The 13,001-nt window shown below is 65.0% G+C and carries 12 protein-coding genes; 4 read left to right on the top strand and 8 right to left on the bottom strand.

Going from position 1 to position 13,001, the window contains the following annotated elements:
- Positions 1-78 precede the first annotated feature (78 nt).
- The 8 genes from ppa to QMX96_RS07995 all read right to left on the bottom strand — a co-directional run bounded on the left by ppa (position 79) and on the right by QMX96_RS07995 (position 8,429).
- Entirely contained in the window at positions 79-606 is a 528-nt protein-coding gene (ppa, locus tag QMX96_RS08030) for an inorganic diphosphatase (RefSeq protein WP_043863926.1), read from the bottom strand.
- Positions 607-697: 91 nt separating this feature from the next.
- Positions 698-1,513, bottom strand: a complete 816-nt coding sequence (locus QMX96_RS08025; RefSeq protein WP_104571891.1) for a zinc-dependent peptidase — start codon at positions 1,511-1,513, stop codon at positions 698-700.
- A gap of 9 nt (positions 1,514-1,522) precedes the next feature.
- Positions 1,523-2,173, bottom strand: a complete 651-nt coding sequence (locus tag QMX96_RS08020; RefSeq protein WP_043863945.1) for a DedA family protein — start codon at positions 2,171-2,173, stop codon at positions 1,523-1,525.
- Positions 2,174-2,447: 274 nt separating this feature from the next.
- Positions 2,448-2,906 (bottom strand): GNAT family N-acetyltransferase, encoded by a 459-nt coding sequence (locus tag QMX96_RS08015; RefSeq protein WP_043863924.1) that lies wholly within the window; start codon positions 2,904-2,906, stop codon positions 2,448-2,450.
- Between the two features lie 108 nt (positions 2,907-3,014).
- Entirely contained in the window at positions 3,015-3,842 is an 828-nt protein-coding gene (gene eutC / locus QMX96_RS08010; RefSeq protein ID WP_282361536.1) for an ethanolamine ammonia-lyase subunit EutC, read from the bottom strand.
- A gap of 7 nt (positions 3,843-3,849) precedes the next feature.
- Complete coding sequence (locus tag QMX96_RS08005) at positions 3,850-5,244, bottom strand: ethanolamine ammonia-lyase subunit EutB (protein WP_054916335.1); 1,395 nt, start codon at positions 5,242-5,244, stop codon at positions 3,850-3,852.
- Between the two features lie 46 nt (positions 5,245-5,290).
- Complete coding sequence (eat, locus tag QMX96_RS08000; protein ID WP_043863921.1) at positions 5,291-6,733, bottom strand: ethanolamine permease; 1,443 nt, start codon at positions 6,731-6,733, stop codon at positions 5,291-5,293.
- A 175-nt stretch (positions 6,734-6,908) separates the two neighbouring features.
- Positions 6,909-8,429, bottom strand: a complete 1,521-nt coding sequence (locus QMX96_RS07995; RefSeq protein ID WP_043863920.1) for an aldehyde dehydrogenase family protein — start codon at positions 8,427-8,429, stop codon at positions 6,909-6,911.
- Positions 8,430-8,694: 265 nt separating this feature from the next.
- Here QMX96_RS07995 and QMX96_RS07990 point away from each other — a divergent pair, with 265 nt between their 5' ends.
- The 4 genes from QMX96_RS07990 to QMX96_RS07975 all read left to right on the top strand — a co-directional run bounded on the left by QMX96_RS07990 (position 8,695) and on the right by QMX96_RS07975 (position 12,942).
- Positions 8,695-10,614, top strand: coding sequence for a sigma-54-dependent Fis family transcriptional regulator (locus QMX96_RS07990; protein ID WP_100634129.1), 1,920 nt, complete (start codon positions 8,695-8,697; stop codon positions 10,612-10,614).
- Between the two features lie 65 nt (positions 10,615-10,679).
- Positions 10,680-12,029 carry a UDP-N-acetylmuramate:L-alanyl-gamma-D-glutamyl-meso-diaminopimelate ligase gene (gene mpl / locus QMX96_RS07985; RefSeq protein ID WP_043863918.1) on the top strand — a complete coding sequence of 450 codons (1,350 nt, stop codon included), beginning with the start codon at positions 10,680-10,682 and terminating at the stop codon, positions 12,027-12,029.
- A complete protein-coding gene (gene ubiX, locus QMX96_RS07980; RefSeq protein WP_043863917.1) occupies positions 12,026-12,655 on the top strand; it encodes a flavin prenyltransferase UbiX in 630 nt (209 codons plus the stop codon). The genes mpl and ubiX overlap by 4 nt, the downstream gene beginning before the upstream one ends.
- Positions 12,652-12,942 carry a YceK/YidQ family lipoprotein gene (locus tag QMX96_RS07975; protein WP_043863916.1) on the top strand — a complete coding sequence of 97 codons (291 nt, stop codon included), beginning with the start codon at positions 12,652-12,654 and terminating at the stop codon, positions 12,940-12,942. The genes ubiX and QMX96_RS07975 overlap by 4 nt, the downstream gene beginning before the upstream one ends.
- The last annotated feature ends 59 nt before the right edge of the window (positions 12,943-13,001 follow it).

Genomic DNA, 13,001 nt, shown 5'->3' with positions numbered 1-13,001 from the left:
GGACGCTGTTGGTTCAAGCAGCGAGCCGCAGATGCAAAAAAGCCCCGCAATCGCGGGGCTTTTCCTCAAGCGCAGTGCTTAGCCCTTGTAGGCTGCCACCGACTTGGTGATCTCGGCACGGGCCGCTTCTGCGTCACCCCAGCCGTCGATCTTGACCCACTTGCCTTTCTCCAGATCCTTGTAGTTCTCGAAGAAGTGCTTGATCTGCTCCAGCAGCAGTGCCGGCAGGTCGGTGTACTCTTTGACGTCGACGTACAGCTGCGACAGCTTGTCGTGCGGTACGGCGATGACCTTGGCGTCGCCGCCGCCGTCGTCGGTCATGTGCAGGATGCCGACCGGGCGAGCACGGATCACCGAACCTGGGGCTACCGGGTACGGGGTCACCACCAGCACGTCCAGCGGATCACCGTCGTCAGCCAGGGTGTTGGGGATGAAGCCGTAGTTGGCCGGGTAGAACATCGGGGTGGCCATGAAGCGGTCCACGAACAGGCAATCGCTGTCCTTGTCGATCTCGTACTTGATCGGTGCGTGGTTGGCTGGAATCTCGATGGCGACGTAGATGTCGTTCGGCAGGTCTTTGCCAGCCGGAATCTTGCTGTAGCTCATTGGGCATTGCCCCCATGTTTGGCCAAAAATTGGTCGCGATTATAGGCACATTCCGTAACGCTTGCCACGCCCGGCCAGATGCCCGGCCTGGTCAATTAGTCGTGTGCTGGTAGTGCGGATGGCTACGTTGCAGCTGTTGCAGGCGGGCCAGCGGATCCTGGCGGTAGAACGCGCTCAGTTGCGCGTAAACCGCGGGGTAGGCCTGCATCAGCAGGTCCGGGGCACTGAAGAAGTACTCGCTGGTCACGGCGAAGAATTCGGCCGGGTTTTCCGCGGCGTAGGGGTCGATGGCCGTTTCGGCATCGGGGTTGCGGTCAAGCTGGCGGTTGAGATCGTCGTAGGCCTGCTGCATGGCCTGCGCCCAGTCCGCCACGCGCATGCTGTCATGCAGCGGCGGCAGGCCATTGGCATCGCCGTTGAGCATGTCGAGCTTGTGCGCCAGCTCGTGAATCACCAGGTTGTAGCCTTCCCAGCCACCGCTGGCCAGCACCCCGGGCCAGGCCAGGATCACCGGGCCCTGCTGCCAGGCCTCGCCACTGTGTTCGCCATCCCATTCATGCTCCACACCGCTGGCATCACGGTGGCGCTGGGGGCTGACGAAGTCATCGGGGTACAGCACGATTTCATGGAAGCCCTGGTACCAGTTCAGATCGCCCAGGTGCAGCAGCGGCAGTTGCGCCTGGGCCGCCAGGTGCAGGCGCTGCTCGGCACCGGCGTCGACGCCGGGCAGGGTGGTGAGGTGCTTTTGCTGCAGGAACAGGATGCAGGCTTCACGCAACCAGTGATCTTCTTCGTCGCTGATGCCGTCGAGCATCGGCAGGCCCTCGCGTACCCGCTGCCACTGCTGCGGCTCGATCGGGTAGCGGGCCAGGGTACGACGGCGCCGCCAGGCGCTCAGGCTCCACATGTGCGCGGGTTACTGGGCCTTGGCCTGGCCACGGCCCATGCGGCTGCGCACCAGGCCGATGATCATCGGCACCAGCGACAGTAGGATGATCGCCACGATCATCAGCGACAGGTTGGACTTGATGAACGGCACGTTGCCGAAGAAGTAGCCCAGCGTCACCAGGCCGCACACCCACAGGATGGTGCCGGCGACGCTGAACATCAGAAAACGCGGATAGACCATTTTTGCCAGGCCCGCGACGAAAGGCGCGAAGGTGCGCAGGATCGGCAGGAAGCGCGCCAGGGTGACGGTCTTGCCGCCATGGCGTTCGTAGAAGTCGTGGGTCTGCTGCAGGTAGTCGCGGCGGAAGATCTTCGAGTCGGGGTTGCGGAACAGGCGTTCCCCGGCCGTTCGCCCGATCACGTAGTTGGTGCTGTCGCCCAGGATGGCTGCCGCCATCAGCAGGCCGCACAGCAGTACCGGGTCCATGCCGCCGCCGGCGGCCACGGCACCGGCGATGAACAGCAGCGAATCGCCCGGCAGGAACGGCATGACGACCAGGCCGGTCTCGCAGAAAATCACCAGGAACAGGATGGCGTAGATCCACGGACCGTAATTGTTGACCAGCAAATCGAGGTAGGTATCGAGATGCAGAATGAGGTCCAGCGGGTTGAAATCCATGTACGGCACCTTGTTCAAGACCCGGCTCTACGGGCATGCGAGGACTGGCAGTGCGAAGTGTGTAGCCGTTACCCGAGGTAAGGGTAAAATTTCACACAAATTGAAAGGCCGCATTATACGGGCATGGCGTGATTATGGCGGAGCAGTTTGTAGCGGCGGATTTCTGGGCCCCAGCGCAGCGGGGCTGCCATGCAGCCCATCGCCAGCAAGGCTGGCGCCTACATGGCCAGTGCGCAGACCTGTGGAAGCCGGCTTTGCTGACGAAGGATGCCCGTCAGTCGGAATGGATCGGGAGGATATAGCTCTTGAACTCGGTATCTGCCTTGAACCCCATCGACTCGTAGGTCTTCATTGCCACCTCGTTGTCGCTGCTGGTCGAGGCACGCAGGCGCACAGCGTTGGTGTCCTTGGCCAGTTTCTTCGCCTCGCGCATCAGGTTGTCGGCCACCAGCATGCGCCGCGAGTCTTCGGCCACATAGATGTCGTTGAGTATCCATACGCGCTTGAGCGACAGCGACGAAAAGCTCGGGTACAGCTGGCAGAAACCCATCAGCTTGTTGTCATCGTCGTCCGGCAGCGCCAGGTAGATGATCGACTCGTCGCGCTCCAGGCGTTTTTCCAGAAACGAGCGCGAAGAGTCCGGATAGGGCAATTGCCCATAGAACTCGCGGTATTTGACGAACAGAGGGGCGAGCAGATCCAGATGCTCAAGAGTTGCTTTGATAATTCGCATAAGCAGGCCTCGGGTCCATGGGGAGTGGCGGCGAACCTCGGGCAGCCGTCACCCCAGATGCTGCCTAAAGCGCGAAAAAAGCGCAATCCGCTAAAAAGTGGTCAGTTCTCAATCATTGCCGAGTAAGAAGTTTCCATTTTTAGGGGTGTCGGCGTCTGATTCCAGGGTCTGGACCTGGGCTTCATCCTTCAGGTTGACCCCCGAGAGCTGCCGACGGCAGGCCTCGCGCATCAGGTACAGCAGGCGGTGGGCGGCCATGCCGTAGCTCAGCCCCTCCAGGCGTACGTTGGAAATGCAGTTGCGGTAGGCGTCGGTGAGGCCGACCCTGGGGCTGTAGGTGAAATACAGGCCCAGGCTGTCGGGGGAGCTCAGGCCCGGACGTTCGCCGATCAGGATCACGGTCATTTTCGCGCCCAGCAATTCGCCGACTTCATCGGCCACCGCCACCCGGCCCTGCTCCACCAGCACCACCGGGGCGGTGGACCATCCCTCGGCATCGATGTGCTCCTGCAGACGGTTGAGAAACGGCAGCGTGTGCCGGTGCACCGCCAGGGCCGAGAGGCCGTCGGCCACGATGATCGCCAGGTCGACCCCGCCCGGGTTGGCCTGGGCATGCTCGCGCAGTTGCCGGGCCGATTCCTCATGCAGGCGCCGCCCCAGGTCCGGGCGTTGCAGGTAGCTGTGGCGGTCGCTGGCGGCGCTGTGCAAGAGGATGCTGTCGCGTCCGCGTTCGCTCAGCTGTTCGCGCAGGCCCGCATGGTCGAATGCCAGGTGCACGGCATCGCGGGCCTGGGCGTGGGCGCACTGGAAGTCCAGCTGTGCCTGGGTCGGCAGGCTGGTACCGGTGCGCCCCAGGGCGATGCGCGCCGGGGTCAGGCGTCGCAGGTCGAGCCAGGGGTTGTCGCTGTTGTCGTGCTGCGTGGGTTGCTTGTCCATCGCTCGCTTATCCCAGTTGCGCCAGCGCCTGGCGGAAGGCCGGTGGCAGGTTGTCGCCAAACCGCACCCGGCCATCGGCCTGGGTGAAGATGCCCATGCGCGCCAGCCACGCCTCGAACTCCGGGGCCGGTTTCAGGCCCAGGGTCTGGCGTGCGTACAGCGCGTCGTGGAACGAGGTGGTCTGGTAGTTGAGCATGATGTCGTCGGAGCCGGGGATGCCCATGATGAAGTTGATCCCGGCCACCCCCAGCAGCGTCAGCAGCGTGTCCATGTCGTCCTGGTCGGCCTCGGCATGGTTGGTGTAGCAGATATCGCAGCCCATCGGCACGCCCAGCAGCTTGCCGCAGAAGTGGTCTTCCAGGCCGGCGCGGATGATCTGCTTGCCGTTGTACAGGTACTCCGGGCCGATGAAGCCGACCACGGTGTTGACCAGAAACGGCTTGAAATGCCGTGCCACGGCATAGGCCCGGGTTTCGCAGGTCTGCTGGTCGACGCCATGGTGCGCGTTGGCCGACAGCGCGCTGCCCTGGCCGGTCTCGAAGTACATCAGGTTCTGCCCGAGGGTACCGCGGTTCAGGCTCAGGCCGGCGTCGTAGCCTTCCTGCAACAGGTTGAGGTTGATGCCGAAACTGGCATTGGCCGCCTCGGTGCCGGCAATGGACTGGAACACCAGGTCCAGCGGAACGCCGCGGTTGACGGCCTCGATCGAGGTGGTGACGTGGGTCAGCACACAGGCCTGGGTGGGGATGTCGTAGCGCTGGATGATCGCGTCGAGCATCTCCAGCAGGGCACAGATCGAGGCGATACTGTCGGTGGCCGGGTTGATGCCGATCATGGCGTCGCCGTTGCCGTACAGCAGGCCGTCGAGAATGCTCGCGGCGATGCCGGCCGGCTCATCCGTGGGGTGGTTGGGCTGCAGGCGGGTGGAAAGGCGCCCGCGCAGGCCCAGGGTGCCGCGAAAGCGCGTGACCACGCGGATCTTCTGCGCCACCAGCACCAGGTCCTGCACGCGCATGATCTTCGAGACCGCAGCGGCCATTTCCGGGGTCAGCCCCGGGGCCAGGGCGCGCAGGCTGTCTTCGTCGGCCTGCTCGCTCAGCAGCCAGTCGCGCAGCCCGCCCACGGTCAGGTGGCTGACGGCGGCAAAGGCCTGTTTGTCGTGGGTGTCGATGATCAGGCGGGTGACTTCGTCGTCTTCGTAAGGGATCAGCGCCTCGCTGAGGAAGTGACTGAGCGGGATATCGGCCAGCGCCATCTGCGCGGCCACCCGTTCGGCGTCGTTGCCGGCCGCCACCCCGGCGAGAAAGTCGCCGGAGCGGGCCGGGCTGGCCTTGGCCATGACGTCCTTGAGGCTGTCGAAGCGGTAGGTCTGGGTGCCCACCGTGTGTACAAAACTGCTCATACGCAATCTCCATGGCGCCGCAGGCCAGGCCTGCGGCGCGGGGCGGTCAGTGCAAGGCCTCTTCGGCCTTCTGGATCGCGGCAAACTCTTCCTCCGGCGTACCGGCCACCAGGTGGTGTCGGCTGTAGAAGGCAAAGTACGCAATCAGCACGCCATAGATGATCGCAGCGCCAATCACCACCCGTGGGTCGACCAGGAAACCTGCGACCACCGCCAGGCAGGCCAGCACCAGCGCCACGCCCGAGGTGAAGATGCCGCCCGGGGTCCGGTACGGACGCTCCATTTTGGGGCGTTTTATGCGCAGGGTGATGTGCGCGGCCATCATCAGTACATAGGACAGCGTAGCGCCGAATACCGCCACCAGAATCAGCAGGTCGCCCTGGCCGGTCAGCGACAGCGCAAAGCCGATGATGCCGGGGATGATCAGCGCTAGTACCGGGGCCTTGCTACGGTTGGTCTGCGACAGCTTGCGCGGCAGGTAGCCGGCGCGCGACAGGGCGAAGATCTGCCGCGAGTAGGCGTAGATGATCGAGAAGAAGCTGGCGATCAGGCCAGCCAGGCCCACCAGGTTGACGAAGCCGCCCATCCAGGTCGAGCCGCCGTAGGCCTTGGCCAGCGCCTCCACCAGCGGGTTGCCCGAGCTTTTCAGCGCTTCGGCGCCGGCGCCGCCCGGGCCGATCACCAGGATCAGCAGCGCGAAGCTGAGCAGCACCAGCATCGCACCGATCAGGCCGCGGGGCAGGTCCCGCTTGGGGTTCTTGGTTTCTTCGGCGGCCAGCGGCACGCCTTCGACCGCCAGGAAGAACCAGATGGCGTAGGGGATTGCCGCCCACACGCCTACGTAGCCGAACGGCAGGAAGCTGCTGGCGCCGGCTGCGTCGGTCTTGGCGATGTCGAACAGGTTGTTCGAATCGAAGTGCGGCACCATCGCGATCAGGAACACCGCCAGGGCAATCGCGGCCACGGCGGTGATGATGAACATCAGCTTGAGCGCTTCGCCCACGCCGAAAATGTGGATGCCGATGAAGATGATGTAGAACGCCAGGTAGATCACCCAACCGCCGATGCCGAACAGCGATTCGCAGTACGCGCCGATGAACACCGCGATGGCGGCGGGGGCGATGGCGTATTCGATGAGGATCGCGGTGCCGGTCAGAAACCCGCCCCAGGGCCCGAAGGCGCTGCGGGCGAAGCCGTAGCCACCGCCGGCGGTGGGGATCATCGAGGACAGTTCGGCCAGCGAAAAGCACATGCACAGGTACATCGTGGCCATCAGCAGCGTGGCCAGGAACATGCCGCCCCAGCCGCCCTGGGCCAGGCCGAAGTTCCACCCGGCGTAGTCGCCGGAGATCACGTAGGCGACGCCCAGACCCACCAGCAGGACCCAGCCTGCGGCACCTTTTTTCAGTTCACGTTGCTGGAAATACTCGGAACCGACCTTTTCGAAATCGACGGAAGCCGGCGCGTTGCCGGAATGATCGCTTGGCATGGGGATTCACCTGTTCTTTTTTTAGTCACCGGCGGGTGCCGGCCTGTGGTGATGGTCTTGCACGAAAGGGGCCAGAACAGCTGCAAGCTTCAAGCTGCAAACCGCAAGAGAAGGCAAATCGCATGGGGTCTGCTTTTTCTTGCTGTTTGAAGCTTGCCGCTTGCAGCCGGGCTTCCTAGAAGAAGCCCAGTGGATTGATGTCGTAGCTCACCAGCAGGTTCTTGGTCTGCTGGTAGTGGTCGAGCATCATCTTGTGGGTTTCACGACCCACGCCGGACTTCTTGTACCCGCCGAACGCGGCGTGCGCCGGGTACAGGTGGTAGCAGTTGGTCCATACGCGGCCAGCCTTGATGCCGCGGCCCATGCGATAGGCGCGGTTGATGTCGCGGGTCCATACACCGGCGCCCAGGCCGAATTCGGTGTCGTTGGCGATGGCCAGGGCCTCGGCTTCGTCCTTGAAGGTGGTGATGCTGACCACCGGGCCGAAGATCTCTTCCTGGAACACGCGCATCTTGTTGGTGCCCTTGAGCAGGGTCGGCTGGATGTAGTAACCGGTCGACAGGTTGCCCTCGAGTTTTTCCACCTTGCCGCCCGTGAGCAGTTCGGCGCCTTCCTTCTCGGCGATTTCCAGGTACGAGAGAATCTTGTCGAACTGCTGCTCGGAGGCCTGGGCGCCGACCATGGTGTCGGTGTCCAGCGGGTCGCCACGCTTGATCTGCTTGATCTTCTTCATCACCTCCTGCATGAACGCCGGGTAGATCGATTCCTGCACCAGTGCGCGCGACGGGCAGGTGCACACCTCGCCCTGGTTGAAGAACGCCAGCACCAGGCCTTCGGCGGCCTTCTCGATGAAGCTCTGCTCGGCCTGCATGATGTCTTCGAAGAAGATGTTCGGCGACTTGCCGCCCAGCTCCACGGTGCTGGGGATGATGTTCTCGGCGGCGCATTTCATGATGTGCGAACCCACCGGGGTGGAGCCGGTGAAGGCGATCTTGGCGATGCGCTTGCTGGTGGCCAGCGCTTCGCCGGCTTCACGGCCATAGCCCTGCACCACGTTGAGCACGCCCGGTGGTAGCAGGTCGCCGATCACTTCGAGCAGCACGCTGATGCCCAGCGGGGTCTGTTCGGCCGGCTTGAGCACCACGCAGTTGCCGGCGGCCAGGGCCGGGGCGAGCTTCCAGGCGGCCATCAGGATCGGGAAGTTCCACGGGATGATCTGCCCGACCACGCCCAGCGGTTCGTGGATGTGATAGGCCACGGTGTTGCCGTCGATTTCAGCGGCGCTGCCTTCCTGGGCGCGCAGGCAGCCGGCGAAGTAGCGAAAGTGATCGGCGGCCAGCGGGATATCGGCGTTGAGGGTTTCGCGTACCGCCTTGCCGTTGTCCCAGGTTTCGGTGATGGCCAGCAGTTCGAGGTTCTGCTCGATGCGGTCGGCGATTTTCAGCAGGATCAGCGAGCGCGCCTGCACCGAGGTGGTGCCCCAGGCATCGGCGGCCGCATGGGCGGCGTCCAGCGCCTTGTCGATGTCTTCGGCACTGGAGCGTGGGAACTCGGCAATCGGCTGGCCGTTGACCGGCGAGGTGTTGGTGAAGTACTCGCCTTTGACCGGTGGCACGAACTCGCCGTTGATGTAGTTGCCGTAGCGGCTCTTGAAGGAAACGATCGCGCCGTCGGTACCGGGATGTGCGTAACGCATGGTGTGTCTCCTGGCTATTGTGCTTGTAGGGAGGATGTAAAGCGTAGTGCAAGGCACGGGCCACTGCCCGGTGGCCTAGTGAAATCAAGGGCTTGGCGCGGCGCGGAGGGCGCCCCGCAGGCGCTGTGTGCCAGCCCCGGCACAGCCTGGGTGACACTCTGTACCCGTTGTGGCACACAACGTGACCCGACGGTCCCGCCACCATTGCAATGCACTGGCGGCAGGAGGATGCTGGGTTCATCTCGTGTGCGGAGAACAATAAAAAGTGCAGAGCAATCACCTGAGCCGGCACGCCCGGCAAGTGCTCACCGTCACCCAGGGCAAGGCGTTGTTGCAGGGGCCGGGCAGCGACCCGTCGATCGCCCGTTCCTGGCTGCGCTGCCTGGAGGACTACCACCTCGACCCGGCCCAGAGCGTTGCGCCCACCGTGCTCGAGCACGGGCGGCTGCTGGAGAGCCGTGAGCGCCTGCAGCAGGTGCTGCAGATCGCCGGCAACGAGATGAACAGCCTGCACCAGCAACTCTGCGGCGCCGGGCACGCGGTTCTGCTGACCGATGCGCGCGGGGTGATCCTCAACTGCGTCACCGCACCCACCGAGCGGCGCATCTTCGAGCGCGCCGGGCTCTGGCTGGGCGCCGACTGGAGCGAGGCCTGCGAAGGCACCAACGGTATCGGCACCTGCCTGGTCGAGCGCCAGGCCCTGACCATTCACCAGGATGAACACTTTCGCGGGCGCCATACCGGGCTGACGTGCTCGGCCAGCCCGGTGTTCGATCCGCAGGGCGAGCTGCTGGCAGTGCTCGACGTGTCGTCGGCGCGCCCCGACATGTCGCGCCAGAGCCAGTTCCACACCATGGCGCTGGTCAACCTCTCGGCCAAGATGATCGAGAGCTGCTACTTCCTGCGCCATTTCGAAAACCACTGGCTGTTGCGCTTTCACCTGCAGGCCGAATCGGTCGGGCTGTTCAGCGAGGGGCTGCTGGCGTTCGATGGCGAGGGGCGTATCTGTGCGGTCAACCAGAGTGCGCTGAACCTGCTGGCAACGGCACGCGGTGGGCTGCTCGGCCAGCCAGTGGAGGCGTTTTTCGACTGCGCGCTGGATGAACTGCTCGGGCGTGCCACGGCGGCCGCCAGCACCAGCTGGCCGCTGCGTACCCGCGATGGCCGTGTGCTGTTCGCCAGCCTGCGCGGCCAGGCCCGTGCGGTGGCGCCACCGCTTGCACCGTCGGCCACCAGCACGCCAATGCCGGCACAACGCATCTGCCTGGTCGACCCGGCACTGCAACAGGATTTTCGGCGTGCGCTACGGGTGTTCGAGCGCGACGTGCCGCTGCTGCTCAACGGCGAAACCGGGTGCGGCAAGGAGGCCTTCGCCAAGGCCGTGCACCAGGCCAGCCAGCGCGCGGGCAAACCGTTCGTCGCGCTCAACTGTGCGTCGATCCCGGAGAGCCTGATCGAGAGCGAGCTGTTCGGCTATCGCGGCGGCAGCTTTACCGGGGCGCGCAAGGAGGGCATGCGCGGCAAGCTGCAACAGGCCGACGGCGGCACCTTGCTGCTGGACGAGATCGGCGACATGCCGCTGGCCCTGCAGACGCGCCTGCTGCGGGTGCTCGAGGAGCGCCAGGTGGTACCGATCGGCGGCGAGCCGCAGGCGGTGGATGTGCGCATCATCAGTGCCACCCACCGTGACCTGCTGGGCCGGGTCGAGGCCGGCAGCTTTCGCGAAGACCTGTATTACCGCCTCAATGGCCTGGAGGTCGCCCTGCCGGCATTGCGTGAGCGCAGCGACAAGGCGCAGTTGCTCGACTTTGTCCTGGCCGAGGAGGCCGCGGGTCAACCTGTGCGGCTCGAGCCGTCGGCACGCCGGGCGCTGCTGGAGTTTGCCTGGCCCGGCAACGTGCGCCAGTTGCGCAATGTGCTGCGTACCCTGGTGGCCCTGTGCGAGGATGGCCGCATCGCATTCGACGACCTGCCGCCGGTAGTGCGCCAGCCCCCGGCAGCGCTCGAGCCCAGGGTTGCCAGGCCGCAGGCCGAACACCCGCTGGACGACGCCGAGCGGGCCGCGCTGCTGCAGGCGCTGGAGCACAAGCGCTGGCACATGACCCAGGTGGCGGCGCAACTGGGGGTCAGCCGCAATACGCTGTACCGCAAGCTGCGCAAGCACGGGATTGCACGGGGCGCCTAGGCAAACTCAGGATGCGATTTTTCCCACCCTAAGCTACCCTGCCTCCACGTTTCGTGAGGTCGACCATGCACATTCATATTCTCGGTATCTGCGGTACTTTCATGGGCTCGCTGGCGGTGCTGGCCAAGGAGCTTGGCCACCGCGTCACCGGCTCCGACGCCAACGTCTATCCCCCCATGAGCACCCAGCTCCAGGCCCAGGGCATCGAGCTGCATCAAGGCTATGACGCCGCCCAGCTGGAGCCGGCCCCCGATCTGGTGGTGATCGGCAACGCACTGTCGCGGGGCAACCCGGCGGTGGAGTACGTGCTGAACAAGGGCCTGCCCTACGTGTCGGGCCCGCAGTGGCTGGCTGACCACGTGCTGCAGGGCCGCTGGGTATTGGCCGTGGCCGGCACCCACGGCAAGACCACCACCAGCAGCATGCTGGCCTGGGTGCTGGAGCATGCCGGGATGAGCCCGGGCTTTCTGATCGGCGGTGTGCCGCAGAACTTCTCGGTGTCGGCGCGCCTGGGCGCCACGCCGTTCTTCGTGGTCGAGGCCGACGAGTACGACAGCGCGTTCTTCGACAAGCGTTCCAAGTTCGTGCACTACCGTCCGCGCACCGCCATTTTGAACAACCTCGAGTTCGATCACGCAGACATCTTCCCTGATCTGGCTGCCATCGAGCGCCAGTTCCACCATCTGGTGCGCACCATTCCGAGCGAAGGCCTGGTCATTCACCCCACCACCGAGCCGGCACTGCAGAAGGTGATCGAGATGGGCTGCTGGACCCCGGTGCAGACCACCGGCGCCGGTGGCCAGTGGCAGGTGAAACTGCTCAGCGCCGACGGTTCGCGCTTCGAAGTCAGTTTCGAAGGCCAAGCCCAGGGCGTGGTGGAGTGGGAGCTGACCGGCCAGCACAACGTGGCCAACGCCCTGGCCACCCTGGCCGCTGCCCGCCATGTGGGCGTGGTGCCGGCCATCGGGATTGCCGCCTTGAGCGCGTTCAAGAGCGTCAAGCGGCGCATGGAAAAGGTCGCTGAAGTCCAGGGTGTGACCATCTATGATGACTTTGCCCACCATCCGACCGCCATTGCCACCACCCTCGACGGGCTGCGCAAGCGCATCGGCGACGCCCCGTTGATCGCGGTGATCGAGCCGCGCTCCAACTCCATGAAGCTGGGCGCCCACCGTGATGGCCTGCCCCAGAGCGTGTGCGATGCCGACCAGGTGATCTGGTATGCACCGCCCAATCTGGGCTGGGACCTGGCCGCCACCGCCGCCGAGTGCACGGTGCCGTCGATTGTCGCCGACAGTCTCGAGGCGATCATCGAGCGGGTCAAAAGCCAGGCCGCGCCGGGCACCCAGGTGGTGATCATGAGCAACGGCGGCTTTGGCGGGCTGCACGGCAAGCTGGCCGAGGCACTGCGATGAGCGGCCCGGAGCGCATCACGCTGGCCATGACCGGTGCCTCCGGGGCGCAGTACGGGTTGCGCCTGCTCGATTGCCTGGTGCGTGAAGACCGCGAGGTGCATTTTCTGATCTCCAAGGCTGCGCAACTGGTGATGTCGACCGAGACCGACGTGGTGTTGCCGGCCAAGCCGCAGTCGATCCAGGCGTTTCTGACCGAGTACACCGGCGCTGCGGCCGGGCAGATCCGGGTATACGGGCGCGAGGACTGGATGTCGCCGGTGGCCTCGGGCTCCGGGGCGCCGGCAGCGATGGTGGTGGTGCCCTGTTCCACCGGCACGCTGTCGGCAATCGCCACCGGGGCCTGCAACAACCTGATCGAGCGGGCCGCGGACGTGACCCTGAAGGAGCGTCGGCAGTTGATTCTGGTGCCGCGCGAGGCGCCTTTCTCGACCATCCACCTGGAGAACATGCTCAAGCTGTCGCAGATGGGCGCGGTGATATTGCCGGCCTCGCCGGGCTTCTATCACCAACCGCAGACCATCGACGACCTGGTGGACTTTGTGGTGGCGCGGATTCTCAACCTGCTGGATGTTCCGCAGGACATGCTGCCGCGCTGGGGCGAGCACCATGTTGGCGGCGAGGAGTGAAGGCGCTGCTGGTGGCAGGCCTGGCGGTGCTGGCACTGAGCAGCGGCTGCGCCACGGTGCGCACGCTGGATGCGGCCAAGCCGGGGGCACCGGTGGTGTATTCGGGTACGCGGCTGGATCTGTATGCGCTGCAGGGCGGTTGCTGCCCTGAAGACCGTTTTGGCGCGCCGGCACCGGCGTACCCGGGGCTGGACCTGCCGGGCAGTGCACTGCTCGATACGGTGTTGCTGCCGTTGTCGGTGCTGACGGTGCTGGGGGTGGGGTTTCAGGCTACCGGCGGGTTGTAGCCAGCGGCCTCATCGCGGGTCGAGCCCGCTCCCACAAGGGGCTGAGCTGTCCTTGTGGG

Origin of the sequence: Pseudomonas sp. PS01300, from assembly GCF_029960155.1 — a bacterium.
In the GTDB taxonomy this organism is placed as follows: Bacteria; Pseudomonadota; Gammaproteobacteria; order Pseudomonadales; family Pseudomonadaceae; genus Aquipseudomonas; species Aquipseudomonas palmensis.
The sequence above is the reverse complement of the archived record's forward strand: the minus strand, read 5'-3'. Positions and strand labels throughout refer to the sequence as shown.

Excerpts from the sequence above, each read along its gene's own strand:
- QMX96_RS08015 (WP_043863924.1), bottom strand. The coding sequence starts at position 2,906 with ATGCGAATTATCAAAGCAACTCTTGAGCATCTGGATCTGCTCGCCCCT.
- ubiX (WP_043863917.1), top strand. The coding sequence starts at position 12,026 with ATGAGCGGCCCGGAGCGCATCACGCTGGCCATGACCGGTGCCTCCGGG.
- QMX96_RS08005 (WP_054916335.1), bottom strand. The coding sequence starts at position 5,244 with ATGAGCAGTTTTGTACACACGGTGGGCACCCAGACCTACCGCTTCGAC.
- QMX96_RS08020 (WP_043863945.1), bottom strand. The coding sequence starts at position 2,173 with ATGGATTTCAACCCGCTGGACCTCATTCTGCATCTCGATACCTACCTC.
- eat (WP_043863921.1), bottom strand. The coding sequence starts at position 6,733 with ATGCCAAGCGATCATTCCGGCAACGCGCCGGCTTCCGTCGATTTCGAA.
- eutC (WP_282361536.1), bottom strand. The coding sequence starts at position 3,842 with ATGGACAAGCAACCCACGCAGCACGACAACAGCGACAACCCCTGGCTC.
- QMX96_RS07995 (WP_043863920.1), bottom strand. The coding sequence starts at position 8,429 with ATGCGTTACGCACATCCCGGTACCGACGGCGCGATCGTTTCCTTCAAG.
- QMX96_RS08025 (WP_104571891.1), bottom strand. The coding sequence starts at position 1,513 with ATGTGGAGCCTGAGCGCCTGGCGGCGCCGTCGTACCCTGGCCCGCTAC.
- mpl (WP_043863918.1), top strand. The coding sequence starts at position 10,680 with ATGCACATTCATATTCTCGGTATCTGCGGTACTTTCATGGGCTCGCTG.
- ppa (WP_043863926.1), bottom strand. The coding sequence starts at position 606 with ATGAGCTACAGCAAGATTCCGGCTGGCAAAGACCTGCCGAACGACATC.